Source organism: Phaeodactylibacter sp., assembly GCF_022763345.1.
Lineage (GTDB): Bacteria > Bacteroidota > Bacteroidia > Chitinophagales > Saprospiraceae > Phaeodactylibacter.
On the sequence record NZ_JALEGS010000024.1, the window covers coordinates 60571 to 80684 of the forward strand.

The 20114-nt window shown below is 49.6% G+C and carries 2 protein-coding genes; both read right to left on the bottom strand.

Annotated elements, in window-relative coordinates; all coding sequences use genetic code 11:
* Positions 1–3: 3 nt before the first annotated feature.
* Entirely contained in the window at positions 4–7350 is a 7347-nt protein-coding gene (locus tag MRY86_RS06910) for a PKD domain-containing protein (protein ID WP_293571129.1), read from the bottom strand.
* 33 nt (positions 7351–7383) lie between these two features.
* On the bottom strand, positions 7384–19860 hold the full coding sequence (locus MRY86_RS06915) for a PKD domain-containing protein (protein WP_293571131.1): 12477 nt from the start codon (positions 19858–19860) through the stop codon (positions 7384–7386).
* Positions 19861–20114 lie beyond the last annotated feature (254 nt).

Here is a 20114-nt window from a genome sequence, read left to right on the forward strand (position 1 = left end):
GATTTATTGCTTTACGATTTTAGTAATGGTTTGCTGGCCGTGCCCCTGTATACGCAGGTAGTACATGCCTGAGGGCAGGGCATCAAGGTTATTAAGCTGCCAGCTCCGGGGCTCTGGCCCGATTTCCAGCTGCTCAGTTGTTAACGTCCGGCCGAGGGCGTCTGCGAGGCTTATGGCATACTGCCCTTTATGCTGCGCCGTCAGCACTGCAGTAAGGGTGGAACGGAACGGGACCGGGAATACGGTACCGCGCACATCGCTGCTCCCCTGCATTTGGCTCGAGCGTTCGTCCAGGCCCGGGCCAAAGCCCTGATAGGGCAATACTTCCACCAGATCTGACATCATTTCGTTATTGGTACATCCATCCGGGTCGGTGACTTCCAATGACACATCAAACATACCCGGCAGATTGTAAAAATAGAAAGGCTCCATAGCGGTGCTCCATCCGCCATCGCCAAACTGCCAGTAATACGTATGACCGTTGGCAGGAGCCGCAGGCAGGAATTGCACTAGGTCTCCTTCTTCAAGGGTACCTTCAGGCGTGACGGTGAACGCAGCTTCCGGGGCCTGTACTTCTACTGCATATTGCAGCCTATCAGACTGGCACCCTTCGACAACTGCTTCCGTATACAATACCGCATTTGTGGCATAGCCTTGGCTCACGAATACATCACCCTGAGCAGCGGGGTCGGACTGGGACAGGCTTTCGTACCAGCTGATGGTGGCATCCGGGTAGCCGGGTACGGTGGCGGCGAAAAAGGCAGGCTCGTTTTTACAAACGACTGCCCCACCATTAGCAGTGATCACAGGCTGTGGAATATCCGCTTCCAGGTTATCCACCTCGATAGTGCCTTCAGTGGCAAGCCCCATAGCGTCCGTGACGGTTACGCTGTAGTTACCTGCTTCCAGGTTCGTAAGTGTCGCACTGGTCTGCCCGTTGCTCCAGGTGAAGCTGTACGGGGGCATTCCCCCCTGCACCGTCACAGTTGCTGAGCCGGCAGTGCTGCCTGCACAAAGCACATCTTTTGTGTCAAATAATAATAATAGCTGTTCTTCTGCTTCTACGGCCAGGCTCTGAGCTATTACTGAGCTGCAGCCCGCCTGGCTCGCGACTTCCAGCGAGGTTTCAAAACTACCGGAAGTGGCGTAGGTATGCTGAACACTCTGGCCCACAGCGGTATTTCCATCACCAAAGTCCCAATTATAATTGGCATAACCAGTGGTGTTTGCCTGGAAGGATAAACTCTCGCCAGCCTGAGCGTTTCCTGCCACTTCAAAAGAAGCGTCTATCGTTTCCACCTCGAAGGCAGCGGATGTCAAGGCGGAGAAGCAGCTTCCCCGCTGCGCTTGCACCTGTAGTTTTAGGGAGTCGCCTTCTGCCACGGCAAGGTAACTGTTGCCAGCTCCCAGCAGGGCACCGGACTCATCATACCAGAAATACTGGTCCACCACCTGTCCGGAAAAAGCTGTGGCCAGTATATTTTCACCAGCACAAAGGGGCAGGCTCGCAGACAAGTTAATCTCAGGAATATTAGGTGTTGGGAAAAGCGCATTAAGGCTGAAGGTTTTCTGGGCGCTATTGCCTTCGCTATCGGTGATGGTTACGGCATATTGGCCCGCAGGTACTTGTTCGAGAACCTCGGCATTACTGCCCGTGCTCCAGGCATAGGTAAACGGTGGTGTGCCATTCAGCAGCGTGGCTTCCACCAAACCAGTGGCCTCACCCGCACACGCTGGCTGTTCTATCTCCAGACTTACAGACAAAGCACCCTGAGCAATAACTTCTATAAAAGCAGGCTCCTGCACCGTCTGACTACAGCCCGACGGGCTTTCCGCCAGAAGGCTTACCGTGTATTGTCCTGGAGCATTATAGGTATGCACCGGGCTCATTTGAGTGGAAACCGTTCCATCACCAAAGGACCATAAGTAATCGTATGCTGCATCTCCATTGATAGGAGAAAAGCTGACTGTATTGCCGGCCGTGACAGTATTTGCAGAAGCCGTGAAGCCTTCATTGGGAGATTCAGATGCTATGGTAATCGGTGTGCGCGTACCGCTGCGGCAAGTGCCGGCCGCGGCTTCCACAAAGAAAGTCTGTGCAGCGCCTGCCAGCCCCTGTTGGCTGTAGGTCGGCCCACTGCCCAGCAAGTCGTTCCCAGAAGCGCTGTTGTACCAGAAGAATGTATTGGCAGCACCAGTGTTGTCGTAAGCATAGAGCAACAGGAACCCATCGCCACAAATGACATCATTGTTTGAGGCCGCCTGTGGTGCAGGCAGAGGAGGCACATTGCTTCCTACGGTTGCCTGTGCCACGGCTGTGGTGCCTTCCACATCGGTAACCGTTACGCTGTAGGTACCCTCGCTCACGCCCTGAAGGGCTGGCCCGGTGGCACCATTGCTCCACTCAAAAGTATAAGGGCCGGAGCCGTTGAAGACCTGGGCCGCTACAGCACCATCTGTCCCACCGCTGCATTGCGTATTTACCGCTTCCAAAAGCAGTCCAAGCGCCTGGCCAAAGCCAACGGGGACAGCCTGTGTATTGGATACTGCACAACCGGATCCGTCAGTCACCGTCAAGGTTGCGAGAAAAGTATTTTCTGAGGTGTAAGTATGAGCAGGAGTTTCGTCACCGGAAGTGGAACCATCCCCAAAGCCCCATTCATACATATAATCCGGGTTGATTTCATCCGGTGTAAAAGTTACCTCATCACCGGTTAGGATATCAGCCGGACTAAAGGTAAAACCAGCATCAGGGCCACTGGCAGGGACTTCCACCATCACCCGGCTGCTGTTGCAGGTGCCCAGCTTTGCTGCTACGTATACGGTATCTGTATCAGTGATAGGCCCAAATGGGAAAGTAGCACCTGCGTAGAGGAGGTTGCCTCCTGTGGGGGCATCATACCAAAGGTAATCAGCCTGCGAGGGGTTGTTGCCTGCGATCAGACTCACGATGGTGCCCGGGCAGGCTCCTCCGGAAATGGCCACTTCAGGCGCAACCAAATCACCAGCATGGCTAATTAATGCTACCACGGCAGAGGCGGTATTGCCTAATCCATCTGTAACTGTCACTTCATAATTGCCCGCAGGCAGCCCATCCCGGTCTTCCGTAGTGGGGCCGTCTGCCCATTCTATGCTATATGGCCATGCACCGCCTTCTACCGACAAGGCTAAAGTGCCATCGGTTGCATCCGGGCAAGTAGGTGCCTCTGCTTCTATGGCAAGCTGCAGCCCGCCACCAGGCAGCACCTGCACGGTTTGAGTCTCTGTTGCCCGACAGCCATTCTCTGTGGTGGCTTCCAGCATTACGGTGAAGAATCCGGGACCGTTGTAGGCATGCATGGCGCTAAATCCGGTAGCTCCATTGCCGTCACCGAAGGACCAGGCGTAGGTTTGATCACCCGGGCCGCTCTGAGCAACGAAAGTTATGGGTTCGCCGGCCGCCGTTACCACCGGTGAGGTGGAAAATGCCGCGTCTGCTGCTTCCACTTCCACAAAAACAGGCGTACGGGTACCGGAAGTACAGCCCTGGTATCGAGTTTCCACAAAATAGGCCTGTGCTTCAGTAAGTGCATTGAGTTCCAGATAACTGCCGGTAAAGACCGTTGTGCCGCCAACCGGCGCATCGTACCAATGGTAGGTCGCACCAGGCACCTCTGCGGTAGCTGCAAGCCAGGCAGTACCCTCAGCGCATACCGGACCTGCCTGTGCCTGCCCAACCTCGGGTGCCGGCAGTTCATCAATTAGTGCAGGGAGTGTGGTGGAGGCAACGGCTGTAGCCCCATTCGCATCTGTCACGGTAACTTCGTAGGTGCCGGTGTTTAGCCCTGTACGGACGTTGCCGTTCGCACCATCTTGCCAGTCAAAAGTGTAAGGAGGCTGACCGCCAAAGACCAGGGTGTTGATCGCCCCGGTTTCATCTTCGGGGCAAAACGGGTATTCTAAAGCAAACGCAGCAGACAGCTGTCCGTTTTGCGCTTCATAAACATTGACAAAACGGCGTTCAACAGCGGTGCAACCGGACTCGGACTGTACTTCCAGGTTTACTTCATACAATCCTTCCTGTGGATAGCTGTGGGTGGCCAAGGCACCTTCAGCATTCGTGCCATCCCCAAAAGTCCAGGTGTAAGTAGCGCCCGGCACAGTGGTCTGAGCAGCGAAGGTAATTTCCTGGTCAACTGATGCAGTGGGTGCACTAACACTAAAGTTCGCGGCTACTGATTCGTAGTGAATAGTCACTGGAGTCAGGTCAGAAATACACCCCTCATCCCGTGCCTGAAGGTACAGGGTATCCAACAGGTCACTGCCCTGCGCCTGAATAGAGGCACCCGCATATAGTACTTCCTGGCCCAGGGAATCTGCATACCAAAAATAGGACAGCCCTTCGCTTTGATTGGCGGCAGCGACCCATATTGGGGTGCCCGGGCAAGCTGGTTGCCCACCATTCACCACAGCCAGAGGCGGGTCTAACTCATCCAATGCACCCACTGTGGCACTGCCTACGGTGCTGTTGCCTTCACTATCGGTAACGGTCAGGAAGTACGCCCCGCTACCCACACCGTTTTGATAAGCTTCTGTACTGCCATTGCTCCACTCGTAGCTATACGGAGGCGTGCCGCCTATAGCATGGGCGGAAAGTGTTCCTGACGGGCTGCCCTGGCAACGGGCGGGCTCGGATAATGGCAAGGCTAAAAGGGTGGCTTCTCCACCACCGCCGCCTGAGCCGCCATCTGGTGCCTGTACGATTTGGATCCTGAGGGTTTCTTTGGCAACACAGCCTGATTGTACCGCAACTGCGGTAAGCATTACTTCGTAAATACCTGGTTCTGAGTAAGTATGCTGCATATCCGGGAACTGCCCGTTGGGTGTGTTGTCGCCCCAATCCCAGGACAATATGGTGCCCAGGTTCGTATTCAATGCAGAAAACTGAATTGGGGTGCCCGGGTAAGCGACCTCCAGGGTTGAAGTAAAGCGTGCATCCGGATTATTCACCTGAATATTTACCGGGGTACGGTCTGACACACAGCCGCCTCTGCGGGCTTCCACGTAGTAGGTATCGCTTTCCTCTATGCCGAATAGCAGAAAGGTATTGCCCACAAAAACCGGGTTATTGCCCAAAAAAGTGGGATACCAGTAATAGGTCACCCCTTCATCTCCTGAATAAGCCGTTGCCCAGGCATCGCCACCGGCACAAATGGCATTGGCGCCATTCACGATTACGGATGGTGGTGCAGGGCCGTCGATTTCTGCTCCAACTATGACTTGTATGCTGGCTCCCAGGCCATTGGCATCCGTGATGGTAGCGCTATACGTACCAGGCGTAAGCCCATCCAGGACTGGCTGGGCGCTCCCATTGCTCCAGGCGTAAGTATACGGGCTTTGGCCGCCCTGTATTTGTAATTGGATAGCCCCGCTATCGTCACCAGCACAAGTGGCGTTGGTGACAACAGGCAATAGTTGCATCGCTCCGCCCCAAACATTGACGAATTGAGCTGTGCTTGATACGCAGCCTTCCGGGCTTTCTACCTGAAGGGTCACTTCAAACGTACCGGACAGCAGGTAGGTATGGTCGTGCGGGCCAGGACCGGAAGCACTGCCCCCATCGCCAAAAGACCAGGTGTAGGTATAGCCTGCCTGCTGAGCGGCAGCCTGGAAAGTCGTGGACTCGCCCAAAGGCAGGGCTGATGTGCTGATGGTAAAACCGGATTCAATGGCAGGCACTTCAATGTTTACTGCTGTCAGCGCGGAAGCACAGCCGCCAATCCGGGCCTCTGCCCAAAGCTCCTGGCTGCTGCTCAAGCCAAAAAGCGTAAGCTGGCTGCCTGTGTAGAGCAATTGCGCGCCGGCAGCGTCTCCGTACCAGCGTATTTCTGCGCCTGGGCGGTCAGAAAAAGCCGCAACCGTTACGTCATCACCTGCGCACGCCTGTCCGTTGCCATTGGCGATTACGGTAGGGGCTTGCAGGGTGCCGCTGGCCAAAAGATCAAATACCGCTTCCCGCTCATTGCCCTGTGCATCGGTTACGGTCAGACCGTAACTGCCTGGCAACAAGCCGGATACAGTTGCGGTGGTTTCCCCATTTTCCCAGGCGTAGGTGTACGGCGGCGCTCCGTTGATGGCCTGCGCCGTAATGCTTCCTGAGGGGTCATCGTCACAGGCAGGGGCTTGCTGCGTAAACAACACGTCTATGCCCGTAGCGCCAACACTGAGGTATTGTTCCGTCCGGTTGATACAACCATCTGGTGTGGTCATTTCCAGTGACACTATATAATTGCCTGCAATGGTGTAGGCGTGGCTGGGCATGGGCGCTGTACTCGTAGCTCCATCTCCAAAATTCCAGGCATATGCATATTGCCCGTCGTTGACTTCCGGGGTGAATATTACGGTATCCTGTATGGAAGGGGCATTATTATTTAGCGTGAACGCTGCACTTGGCACCGGCAGTACTTCCACGTCGATTTCAGTAGGATCAGACAAGCAATTGCGGACATTGGTAAAAACCTCCAGCTCCCTGGAAAAGGCAATTTCGGGTAAGTACAGTGCATTGCCTTCCTGAATAAAGTTGCCGAAATTATCAAACCATTCGTAAGTAGGCATCTCGGTTTCTGCGCTAAAACTGAATAGATATACATCCTGACCTGCACAAAGGGTATCCTCTGGGGCTACGGCTAGTACAGGCGATAAAATTGCTCTGTTGAGATTTAGGATGTCTACGCTATCGACCTTCGCAAACCCATTATCGTCTGTAATGGTCAGGTAGTAACGGCCCTGGCCGATGTTGTCGATCCGGTCCGTGGTTGCCCCGGTACTCCAGAGGTAGTCATAGGGTGGCAAACCACCGGTCACGTTAGCTTGTGCAAAGCCGAAAGTATCGGCAGCACAGAGCACATCATCTTTGGTGAAATTGGCCTGAATGCGGACCGTGAAGATCGTATCCGGCTGCGCAAAGCTGCCCACCGTTTTATTTGTACTGAACAGCTCCGTAGTCGTACAGGGCAAGACCACGTCTGTACTTGCATCGTATACCTGAAAGGTAATATCATCCTGTGCACCGCTTACGGAGTATACAAACAAGCTGACAATATAGCGATCAAGCGCTGCTACGTAGGCCGGGCTCGACACGCCACGGATACCATTGGAATTGCCTACGAAAGCCGCAACCCGGTCATTGGGGTCAACGGACTCCTCCCCTTCTATATCGATCACTGCCGTAATGACCATGCTATTGGGGTAGTTGGCCGGGTCTACGGACCAGGTGGATTCGTCGAAGCGGTCGGCAGTGTCTTGAGCCAGTGCAGCACTACTACACCAAGCCATAAGGATCAAAAATATAAAATATACTCTAGGTGCCATGGAGCTAGTTTTTTCTCATTTTTATAATGGACGCTAAGGCCGGGGGCTTTGCTTGATTATCGGCAAGGCTAGACGATGTCCCCGGTCTGTTCTCAATTGCAACAAGTAAGTCCCGTCTGAAATATCTGGTGTCATACGAATGCTGCGCTTCCCAGCTTCCCAAACTGATTGTACCCTTTCGATTCGCTGACCGGAAATAGATAGCAACTCCAATTCGAAAGATCCACCGTAGGGAAGATCCAGCATTACATCGAGGTAATGGCTAAAGGGATTGGGCGTTGCCTGGAGTTGAATTTTCCCCTCAGGCAGTTCCAGCGTTTGTGTTGCTGCTCCCACCCAGATATCGTACAATCCATATCCTGTGCATCCTGCAAGGTCAGTCCGTGCTAATGAAGCCTGATAATGCCCTGGCAATTCGTACTGATGGAGTGGCGCAACGAGATCGCTTACCGCACCATCTCCAAATGACCAGGCAAAACTGCCCGTATTATCCCCCGGCAGAAATTGTACTGCGGTGGCAGTCGTCAGCTCTTCCGGTGGCGCGATGGTAAAGTCTGCGTCTGGCTCATAGACCTCAATAGTAGTCTCCAGAGGTTCTGATTGGCACCCCCGGTAGAAGGTTGAAGCATAAGCGGTAAATTGTGATTGTAAGTGCTCAAGCAGCAGGGTATTGCCCTCTTCTAAAACTTCACCCGCACTGTTTTGCCAGACCACGGTAGCCTCCTGATTTGGGGGCATAGCATGCAGGACAACATCAGTGCCGCTACAAGCGGGGTTGTCTGTGGATAGCTCTACCGTTGGAGCCGGGATTGTGATTTCCAGGTTTTCCAACACCACCGTATCTACAAAGGAAATACCCTCCTGACCGGTAATCGTAACAGAATAGTCCCCTGCGCTAAGGCCAGTGAGGGAGGCGCCGTAAGCGCCGTTGCTCCATTCAAAGGTGTAAGGAGCGGTAAGGCCACTTACCATAGTGACGCCAAGTGAACCGTTAGCATCTGCTTCACAGTAGGTATTCACGCGCTCATAGATCGCGCTCATGGCTTGGTTCTCAAAGGCATATGGGTTTGTAAAGCTACCCACTATACCATTGGGTTCGTAAACCAGGGTTTCCTTAGCCAGATAAACCTGGTCTTCGCTTGCATCGTACATCAGTATTTCCACTACATCCCCTGCATTAGTACCGTAAATAAGCATAGGTGCCATATAATCACCCAGTGCAGGGATATGGCTAATATGAGCTGCCCCACGGCAAACTCCATTTACGTACGCAGCGATTTTGTCCCCCTGATCCAGGCTCTGTACCGCATCAAACAAGGCTACGCCGGTCACGACCATGCTGGAAGGATATTCAGAGGGGTCTACAGACCAGGTTGATGGATCGGATGGTACGAAAGCAGCGATACGCTCTCCGCTCCCATCGGATACCGGAGCGGCAGTGAGTGGAGAAGTAGCGCCATCATATAGCATGACGGCGTTGGCTGCTGCCACCCGAATTTGATAAGCAAAGTTTGGCCGGATCACTTCCATGCCGCTGCCCAGGCCAAATAGCCATTGGGAAAGCCCCTGATCGTATTGGGCAACCATGTTCGCGGATAAGCCTGGTAGTGTCGGATCCTGTGCTACGGTAGTCAGGAAGTCTCCGTTTGATATGTTCAAAACACTAAAGGCATCATTGATAGCTATCGTATCCTGGACAGGAGCTCCGACTAAATTCCAGCCCTGTTCTAAAATTATGGGGCCGAATTCAGCATCCATGCCGGTTACCCGTATGGTATCATCCAGGCCGCCCAGGAATAAAATGTAACCTTCTTCAGCTTCTATGCTATCCAGGCCATTGGTGCTTAACCAACCTACACCTTCTACGTAGCCTGCTGACTTACTTTCGGTTTTGATAATATCACCATTCTGGAGGAACTTCAATTCCCGCAACTGTTCATCAACAGTCATATCCTCTTCCTGGCTGTTAAAGGAAAGCCAGGTAATGCCACCACCACCGTCTTCCTCTCCGTTCACCGGAATGTAACGGGCTAGGTCACTGTTACGGTCTACCATGAGGATTTCCGGATCTCCAAACGAGCCGATGGACTGAGCATCATCAAAGAACAAACTGTCGACCGGATAGCCATTGTATTCCCGGCCTTCATTGGCATCCCAAACCCTGAACTCTAATGGTGTGCCAATATCCTCCGGATCACCGTAAACCAGCATGAAGGCGGCATACTGCCCTACCTGTGTGCTGCTGATTCTGGCTACGCCCCGGATCTCATTGCCGATCCAGGCACTGATAATATCCATCGTATCTCTCGAGGTAACACCCGGTGCATTTGTGAATTCAAAATTCGTGATGACGGGGGTACTCGTAGCGTATTGAGAAGGATCGACTACCCAATAGGGAGGTTTAGCCAAGACGTTGACTTTAATCCTGACAGAATCTACCCCCTGGTTCATCAGCCCAGAGGTAGATACAAAGCGAATAACAGCTGTGGTATCCCCTACCGGAAGCTGTGAGCCATCAATCGTAAAGGTAACCGCTCTGCCCGTTGCAGCAGGCACAGAACCAGTGGTCGGATCAACCGTCAACCACGGGTAATCTGCATTACCGTCTGTTACATAATTAATGAAACCAATGCCGTCATTATAGAAAATGACGGTATTGAGCTCTCCCTCACTATCCTGATAGATGGTCGTCTCCAGGAGGGTATCCTGAACAAAGATATCCCTGGCAACGACTCTGAACTCCCATCTAAAGGTATCGAGGTATCGATTACCAACCTCATCTTCCAGATCATAGACTATGGCATCAAGAATTTGACCGTCGTAGTCCAGCAGTGTGGTATTATCGGGCTGGAAGACCAGTTTGTTTTCATTCGCAAAGCAGAATACCTCTCCGGGCACGGTATTGCCAGAGGCTCGCTCTGTGACTTCAAAGGTAAAGTTCCCGAGCTGCGCACAATCCAGTTCTTTATTAACCTTGATGCTAATCTCATCACCAGCCTGCCAGATACCGTCTGCCGGTTCCGTCAGGGCAAATACATCGCCGGTTTGCCGGCGGATTTGCCCTCTGATGATATTCGATTGCACTTCACCGGAAACTCCACAGAAAGAAATCGCGCGGATTTCATAAATCCCATCCGGATAGGCCTCGTAAAGTTCCGTGATGTCCCAGACAAAAAAGAACTTAGGTATCTGTCCAGGCCCAAAATTTTCTTCATTGTACGCAATCAGGGAATCGCTATTGACAATATAATTGGGGTCTAACTGTGAGGTAGGGATGCGTTCCCAGCCAGAACCATCGCCAATACGGCGGTACTCCAGGTACATTTCTTCTAATGAAGGGTTCGTTGCCTCGTAGTCCCGGATTTCAACAACGATGTTTTCCCGGCTGGTTTCCAGGAATGGATTTCGTCTTGCAATCAACCAATCATCTCCTGGAGAAGCAATGCTGATATCGCTACAGGGAAAGTCAAAATTGGCACTGATCGTTACCGTATCCCGGGTACCCAACAGGAATAAGTCACCATCCGTACAACTCGGCCTGAGCACAATGTAAATACTATCAAACTGGTAGTTATTTACAGAACGGGTGACCGTTAATGGTAGAATGACGGGCTGGTTAGGGTTGATAAAGGTCAGGGTCTGGCCGGTTTCATTACCTCCCCCCAACGGAGCGCCATTCAATCTGATTGCGGCACCATTCTCATTGCTTTCCCCTTCATGATATACAAAGAAATCTCTTTGCTCACCAAACGGACTTAAGTTAGTAAGTTGCACATAGAAAGTAGCCGGTTCATCCGGGTCCAGGTTATCGAGTTCCTGAAAATCGAAGGTAGCTTCTGTTTCAGGGTCATACAGAGATATATCAAAATTATCCCGGAGGATTGTCCCAGCTTCAGGAGGACAACTAGAGCGGCCGCCCAACAGCTGGAAGTAGGGTGTATGACCTGGATCACGCCCCTTAATTGCTGTAACGCTAAACTGATCCCCCGGATCATCATCAGACAATGTGTAGCTGATTGTAGATTCCACGGCCGCCTCTTCGAAATACTCTTCGCCCCATTCCCAACCTAGTTGCAATTGAGCACCACCTTTGAACTTCACATCAGCATTCTCAACCTCAAAGCCAAATCCGGCCGTAGACTCCCACTCAAAAACAATACCACCTGCAAGGCTAAAGTCAATCCAACTCTTGTTTTCATAAGTGGAGCTGGTGGTCCGTGTAATTGAAGTAGATTTATTAACATCCACGCCGGCAGAAAAGGTAGAGTTTTCTACATCTGAGGAAATACCCGTTAGGGCCGTAAAATCGCCAATTTTATCTTCTACTTCGGAGATCGTCAGATAGAGTGAATCCAGGTAAAAATCCACTGACCTGGTAGATCGTTCGTATTTTTGGGCAAGGTCTGTTGTGAAAATGATCTCCTGCAAAGGCTGGTTCAGGATAAAGCTATCCTGGGAGTTGTAGTACCCCACCCGGCTATCCGTGCAGAACTCATTTCTGGCTTCTTTGGCACTTTGAATACGAGTTCTGAAATCATCGGTCGGACCAAGGTCAAGGAAGAAATCAATAATAACCTGAGATAGCGTTGATGTAGAATTGACCTCTGTATCATCTGCAAATACACCAACCTGAGGAAGGTATTCAGAAAACTTATTGGTTTCTAAAGCTTCCTGCCAAAGCTGATCTGCATCATATTGCTCTGCACAAAGCATATAATAGGGGACGGATTCTCTAGACCAATAATTCAGAACGGACTGCCAGTTATCTGCTTCTGTCAGCAGGCGGCCTATAGCCTGAGAAGTATCCAATTCTACTCCGCCAACCTGAATGGTCAGTGTACCTTCTCTTACTGCCTCAATTTGGCTGAAGCGCTCATTGATCAATTGCTTGATCTGCCCCACCGTGTAATACCAATCGGTTTTGATCTCATTGAGAGAGATACTCAAATCATCCACTTTATCTAAGGAACAGGTATTCTCATCGTATTGAACAGACTGAACGATGCCATACTGGGTGGAGGCTCCAATACCAACCAGGACGTCCGCATCTGGGCCAACAAAATCACTGGTGTTGGAAGTCGTTATTTCCTGTGTGGTGGTTACAGATACTTCGTAAGCATCTTTATTGTTGATAATCTTGCCCCCGATCAGCTCTGTATCTATAAATCCACCAACTGATGCTACGGCGAATGAAGATTCAATTAGGAAACCGCCTCCACCTTTATAGTCCGTGTTTTCGGTAAGAGACTTGGTAAATGTCGTTCCTTCCTCTATGGAGCTGAAGCTACCATCGCCAGGAGGATCGCGCAGGATATAAACCGGGAATTTGACGATACCGTTTTCATCCTTAACGTCGACGATGATGTCGCTACCTGGCAGAGGAGAAGAGCCCAGGACAACAACAGGGATAATTTCCTGTGCCAGTAAATCTCCATTTGCAGAATAGTATTTCACGTCTATCCCTTTCCGGTAAGGGAAAACGAGGTTAGGTGACCCGCCAACGAATGGGTGAGGGTCGAATTCGTTTCGGTCGGCCCGGTAGAATAAGGTATCAATGGTATTGGTCTGCGCAGCAGCGTTATTGACAACAATATAGCCTTCATTAACGGCACAGAACTGTCCTTGAATCAGTTCTTCCACTGCAAAACGAATCGAGTAATCGTCATCCTGAGTGATAAGCCTTGGCTCAGAAGCATCCCCGCAAATCAGTTCTCCGAATTCATTAGCCACAGAAATGCTTGCAGGCTTATGGTACACAAGGTTCTTCTGCGTTAAAGAGTCCAGCACTTCATCAGAATAATTCTCGGTAAAGTTTTCGATATGCAGCGCCCTTAGGTCAATTTCGTCCGGTCGGTATCTTAGATAATCCACAATAAGTACGTTTTCCACAGTTGTAGGGAAAGCGTCTTTGACGGTAATGATCAAGTCGTCCACCGGAGGCAATTGGGCAGTCACTCTTCCTGTATTTGCCGTTTCAATTAATTGCTGGAAACAACCATCTCTAAGGCTGACCTCAATTTCGAAGGCGCCGTTACTGGAAGCCGGCCCGCCACACACAGTGGTTATGAAAAACTCCACATCATAAGTGAGGCTGTCCTTCCAATTGATTTCCGTAATTCTAGGCAGATTATTGAAGTCTGTAATTAAAGTTGTTGCATCTGCACCAAAATAGTGCAGGATACTATCTACTTCCATCCCATTATTCACAGAGCGTATTTGGATGGAATCGATTAGAATCTCGATTTCCTGTAAGCCCAATTCGTCCGGGCGCAGCACAAAGGAATACATTCCATCTTCATCCGTGGTCACTTCATCCGTACGTGTCGTGCTGTCAGAGAATCGATATTCAGCCTTCACCGTAATGCTGTCCAAACCACAGGAGAAGTGCTCATAAGCCACTTGTCCCTGGACAATATATGCGGTATTATTTAGGAATAGGATATTTGACTTAACGGAGTTCTCTGGCGAAATCGTAGAAGCGATAGGATTCGTTACAAAGTCATTGCCGTCTAAGGTTGCCGTCAAATCATAGGTCACAGTGGTATCGGCATAATAGACTCCTCCAATGTAAAATTGCCCGGCCACATCGGTAACGGCTTCATAGGTATATAATTCCCCATCGATCTGGGCTTTTGCCGTAATGGTTGTTCCCGGAACCGGGGCACCGCCTGAGGCCGTCAGCACTTCTCCTTCAAACACTCCATTTCCCCTACGGAAACCAGCATCTGACTTGGGTAAGGATTCCCGGTTTTCAGTCGTAAGGACCGTTACTTTATAAACATATTTCTTTCCAGGAATGCCCTCTGTATCGAGGTAGAAGGACTTGTTGGGGTCTTCCGTTGCGATCAATTCGTCATCCCGGTAAACGTTGAATCCATTTATATAATCCCGGTTGCCAGTGAAATCCCATTCTACCTTGGCACGACTGGTGGATACTCCATCCTCTGCCGTGACGGATTTCAGCTTTTGATACCACAACTCCAGCAAATCGGGTGAGAAAAAGAACGCCGCACCAGAGCTGCCATGGAAGGGTGCCCCAATGAGGAACCCTCCTTCACTTGCGGCTACGGAAAAACCAAAATCGTCCCCAGCCTGACCGGTACCATCTGGTATGGCGATAAAATCTACATAGTCAAATTCGTCTCCTGACCGGGAGAACAGAAACGCCAAGCCTGTCCTTGGACTAGAGTTGTCCCCTTCGTCTCTATGATTTCGGGCACCTACAAGCAGCCAGTCATCATACAAGGAGACGGCAGAGCCGAATTGATCTGAGTCCGAGTCATTATTCAGCGTAGGTTTATCAATACGTTGTATGCGTTCCCAGCTTCCGTTGGTAAGCTTGTGAATGTATACTGCTCCCGGGCCTTTTGCACTTGCGCCAATCGCCAGGCGGTTATCCTCTATTGAAACATCAATACCGAAGTTTTCCATTTCGCCTTCCCCTTCCAGCCTTTCTGTCCGGGTATAAGAACTGCCATTGCGCTCGTAAATGTCAACGAATCCATCTTCTTGAGCAGCAATACCTGATGCTGCACCTGCTATAACATAGGAATCAGAGGCATCCAGAGCGATATATTCTTTTGTATCCGTAACAGCGCCAGGTTGAGTAATAGTCGTTAGTTCAGACCAATTACCCCCTGATTTATTATAAACTTGAATGTTTTTCACGGTTTGCCGGCTTGCATATGCCCGTGAACCAAAGATCGTAACGTCCTGCCCAAGCCGTTCTCCATCAGCACCATCATCAAACAGTTCAAACACAGCGCTACCCGAAGTAAACCCCCCACTTGAGATGGTAAGATATCCACCTTCTGCATCATAAGCTGGCTCGCCCACAATGAACTCCTCGTCGTATAAATCCGTTGCGAATCCAAATTGCCCAGCCGCTATAATGCTATAGGTCTGTCTCTTATTCCAAACCTGATCAGAAGATCTACGATACAGGGTCACATTACCTAGTCCTGAAGATATCGAATTCGATTGAGGCGCACCTACCAGCGCGTTATTGCCGAACATGTTTACGGTCCAGCCAAAAGTCGTATTTACGGAAGGGTCGATAATGGTATTAAACCCTTCATTGAGCAGTCCCGGGAAACCAGTATCCGCTGCTGCTACCGAAGGAAAATCAACACCATAATCTGTACGGAAAGCAATAACCGAGTACGTATAATTAGATACCGCACCATTGCCAATATCATTAAACACATCCGCATAAGTTCTTACTCCTCCGGTTAGCGTGGCGATAGTCGAACCGTCCCGCTGTATTATAAACCCATCAACATTGGCCTCCAATGACAATTCCCAGCTCATCTCGACCCGATTGTCAAATGTTCCATCTGAGGCCTGGAAGTTGGAAGGTGTAGGGGGTTTGGGATAGGAAGCCAGATTTCTGGTTTCCGGTTCCGATTGGTAAAGAATACCATCTCGTACAGAAACCGCGGTCACCATATAATCGATCGATGCTGTAGGAATGGCTAATTCATCCAGGAATGTTGCCATATTGTTTTCCAGCTCATTGTAGAAAATCTGGAACTCGATAGTAGAGTCCTGCATCATCCCATTTTGATCCGTGTAGTCGATCATGTAAGTCACCTTGAAGTAATCCACTCCCTGAGCGTAGTACTTAAAGGAAAGCTCGGCATTTCCAAGATCAGTTTGTGACATAACCATGAGGTCCGTCACTTTCCGAATCTGCGGAAAAGTAATAGTATCTGAGGCCCCTTCAGACTGAAAATCCATCGAACCTCGGTCTAATAAAGCAATGACAGTGTATTCATGCACTGTCTCTGGCGTGCCTTCCAAGTCCTGATAACAAGTATCGGTTGCACCAAGGGTAGAAATCAACTCGCCATCCCTCAAAACCCGGAAACCATTAACTAAATCCCCACTGTAACTCCAGGAAACCTTGACTGCGTTGCTATCTGGCAAAGACAACAGGGTGATTTCCGGGTCTGCAACCCTTGGGAAAATCGCCTCTACAGTCTTAGGGTCTGAAACCAGCAAAGCGGCACCTGAAAGCTTGACAGCCTTCACCGAATAAATGTAAACCTGGTCAGGCTTGCCTGTAATATCTTTAAACTCCAGTCGTCCACCTGCATCCACAAGGCCAAGGACCTCATCGTTTCTCGCCACCTCGTAGTAATCGACTTCTCCTGTTTTGTGACTCCAATTCAGCAAAACAGAGTTATCATCTCCGTCATAACTAGCTGTTGCGGTTAAGTTTTCTACCGGATTAATGGTTGGGAAGGTTACCCGGGCGGGAGTAGTCCGGTTATAAACCCGCTCGCCGTCAACTTCCTGGAATGCCCGAATCAGGTAAATATATTCTATGCCCGCACTGGGTAAACTATCAAAAATATAGAAAGGCCCGTCCTCATCGACTGTTGCAATGCGATTCAGCCCTCTGTGCACCTCAAAGCCATCGTATATGCCTTCGCCAGTTGACCAGCTTACAACCACTTTTCTGGAACATTCGAAGGCTTGTGCCACAGCTTCCACGATTCTGGGGATAGAGTCCTGCCTAGGCATTGGAGGGGCCATGGAAGGTTGGAAAGTGTCATTGAAGGTGAAGGTTAGCGACGTATTTTCAACCGGTGTGGTAGCGTTGATCAACGGATTGTTTGTCACAGCTACGGACCGGCCTTGTTCCAAAAGGTTGACCGCAGTAATGTTGGTATTGTCTACCGGGAGGTTTTCAAAAATGGCAAGGCCTGCTTTGTTGGTATAAGCCTGGCCAAAGTACAACCCTCCGCCTTCCAGAGATACCTGTAGGCTGTCCAGGTTCCTGCCGTTTTGATCATTAAAAACGTAGGCAAAGATGGTCCCTGTATTTCTTTTCCGCCCAATATCATAAACCGGGATAGAGCTGGCCCCTTCGTAGATAGCCGTTACGGAGTATTCCTCTGTGACCCCAACTCCGGTATCATAATCATAGTATGCCCTGGCTGTTGTGGGAAGCGTGTCCAAAACTATACCTCCACGGCGAATAACAAACTCTGACAACTTAAATACCGGATAGGTCCACGTCAAGGCAACATGCATTGGGAAAACTTCAGAAGCATTGAAGTTTCCGGGCTTTTCTAACACTTCATTCTGAAGCGGGATACTCACTACACTATTTGCCGGGTCAGAAAAAAAGAAGCTGCCGTTAATATTTCGATAGGCACGAACGTCAAAACTGACAGAGGTCGTTGTACCATTAATATTGGGATAAAAAGACCGCTCCGTTTCATGAGGCTGAAGGGTGTCGAAAGGCACTCCATCAGCATACAAGACGTAGCCGTCATAATTCCTATAGGCCGAATTGTAGGTGCCATCCAACACAATAGTTGCTTTACCAGTTGAAGGCGTAATACTGGAAATAACCGGTGTAGCAATTTCTGGAAAGGTAGCCGGGTTAGGGATAGCCTGACTAAGATCGCTAAGGTATACTGTATCCAATTGCAGCAGGAATGTCCTCAATTCGTAAGTAACAGAACTGCCTGGAATACCTTGTAAGTCAAAAAACTCGTAATCATCTCCCTTATAGACCTCACCTATTTCAATCCCGTCCCTGTATATTTTAAAGCCTGTAAAGTTATCGAAATCTACAGAAGCACCAGGGATATCCCAAGAGATCAACATGGCATTATTGTTCGCCTGCTGAGCCACTGTGAGATTAGTAGCCTCCAGGAATGAAGGGAAGACATTGCCATCTGAGCTCAAAAACGCAGATTCAAACCGCTCATCTCCCAGCACAGGCCCGGTAAACGACCGGAATGCGGACACCTTATAGTCGTAGGTGGCTCCAGGAACGCCGGTATAGTCTGAAAAAGAGGTTATATTGGGATCAAGTACCGCTATCAGGCTATCGTTTCGATAAATCTGGAAGCCATCAAAATTATCCGAAGAATGAGTCCAACTTAAGGTAAGAATACCGTTGGTGTTGGCATCGAAGTTTTCATCAATCACCAGGTTTTCAGGTGTAGTTACCGCAGGAAACTGAAATGTATCTTTTATGGCAGCTACGACAAAGGAGTCGTTTCTTAAAGCATAGGCTTTTAGCTCGTATATATAAAAGTGATTCGGCTTTCCAGTTAAATCCGTTAAAGTCAGGGGGGCTAGCGTACTGTTTGTGCTCCCCAGCAGTTCGCCTTCGCGGAATAAAAGAAACTGAGTGGTATCAGCCGTAGAAAAGAAATCCCATGTAAAATCAATTTTGTCCGCTCCAACTACAGGCGTAAAGGTATTGATCGCAACAGAATCTTCACTAGGGGATAATGCGGTGCGGTAAAGGAAGTTCGCATTGCTTACTTCAGGTTGATCATTACTTAAGGTGATTTCCAGCAAACCTGGTGTGATGGAAGCATCATCCCGATCCGCAGTTAAAGAGAAGTTGGCAGACCGTCCATAGAATACATCCTCAAATGAATAAAAGCCCGTAAAGTCAGTAAGTACGGAGTCCTGTATGGTTGTATCAAGTACTTCTACCAGATATTTGATTTTCACGCCTTCAATCCCTAGCCCATCAGAATTACGAACAAACCCGGAAATCCGGCCATTAGCAGCAACCCCTCCGTCATCGGTTGCCCTCACAATAATCACTCCATCATCATCTAAAATATCGAGTGCATAATTACTATTAAGGCCATAAGTTGGAGAATTGTCAGTAGCGCTTGTGAGTGCATTGTTTTCAAATGTGGCAAATACGTTGTCATTTCTTCGGAGCACTATGGCATCAGCGAAAGCGGAGATATCGTTCCAGGTTAAATCAACTTTGTCGGAAAAAGTAAAGTCCGTAGCAGAAAGCCCGATAGCGTAAGTGGACCCTAAATCCTGAACCGTTGGGAATTCCACTTCACTAAAGACAGAATCAGTCAGCGCGCTATAGGTTCTGATGCAATAGCTATACTCTACACCATTGACTAAACTCTGTGGGGCATTTAAGACAAAATCGTCAACGTAGGTAAAGGTGGAATCAAGGATGGTTGTTCCGGGTATAACGGCAACGGTCACCTCTTGAGTGCCGGCCTTTCTAATCACCTGGAAAGAAGTACTCAACTCTGATTTATTGGTCCATTCAAGCTCTACGGCATCCACCCGAGTGGCATCCGTAGCTGACACACCTGTAGGAGGCTGAAAAGCTAAAGTAGAACCCGTAATCATCAAGCTCGAGCAGTCCATTACTGAAATCTCGTCACCAGGCCCAATCTCATAAAGAACCAGTTCATAATCGATCGATTGCCCGGGGCCGACAAAATGACGATAAACATTATTGACCACTGAAGGCATCGCGTCATCGATAATTTCGGTGTAAATAACTACCCCATCAGCTGTAAGCTCAAGGAATACACCATCTTCGTAGGTCTCGTTATTATTGGAAACATCTTCGAAACAAGCCTGGGCCAAGTCCCATTCTACATCGATATAAGCGTCACTTGAACCAACGGTTGCAGTAAATGGCTGGGAGATTGCTTGCTGAAAGCCAAAAAGCAAAAACCAGCTCAACGCTATGGGGAATAGTCGAGTCATGAGTTTTAGGATTTGTTATCTGTCTCACACGCCCGTTCAGATAGCATATCTGAACAGAACGCATTAGAAAAAACTATTTTTGAAGAAAACCGCTGTTGTTTAGGTCGTCCTGAAGGCAGGAAATAGCGATTTGCCTGAATTAAATTACTTCTAGATTCTCCAAAAATAAACTTTTTTTCAAGACTCTTGGCTACTAACATTACGATTACATGCTTTTAAATAATTTATTTAGAAAATAATGCCCCAAACAGAGA

What these genes read in the sequence shown, in the direction of transcription:
- MRY86_RS06910 (WP_293571129.1), bottom strand. Translation starts at nt 7,350, where the DNA reads ATGGCACCTAGAGTATATTTTATATTTTTGATCCTTATGGCTTGGTGT.
- MRY86_RS06915 (WP_293571131.1), bottom strand. Translation starts at nt 19,860, where the DNA reads ATGACTCGACTATTCCCCATAGCGTTGAGCTGGTTTTTGCTTTTTGGC.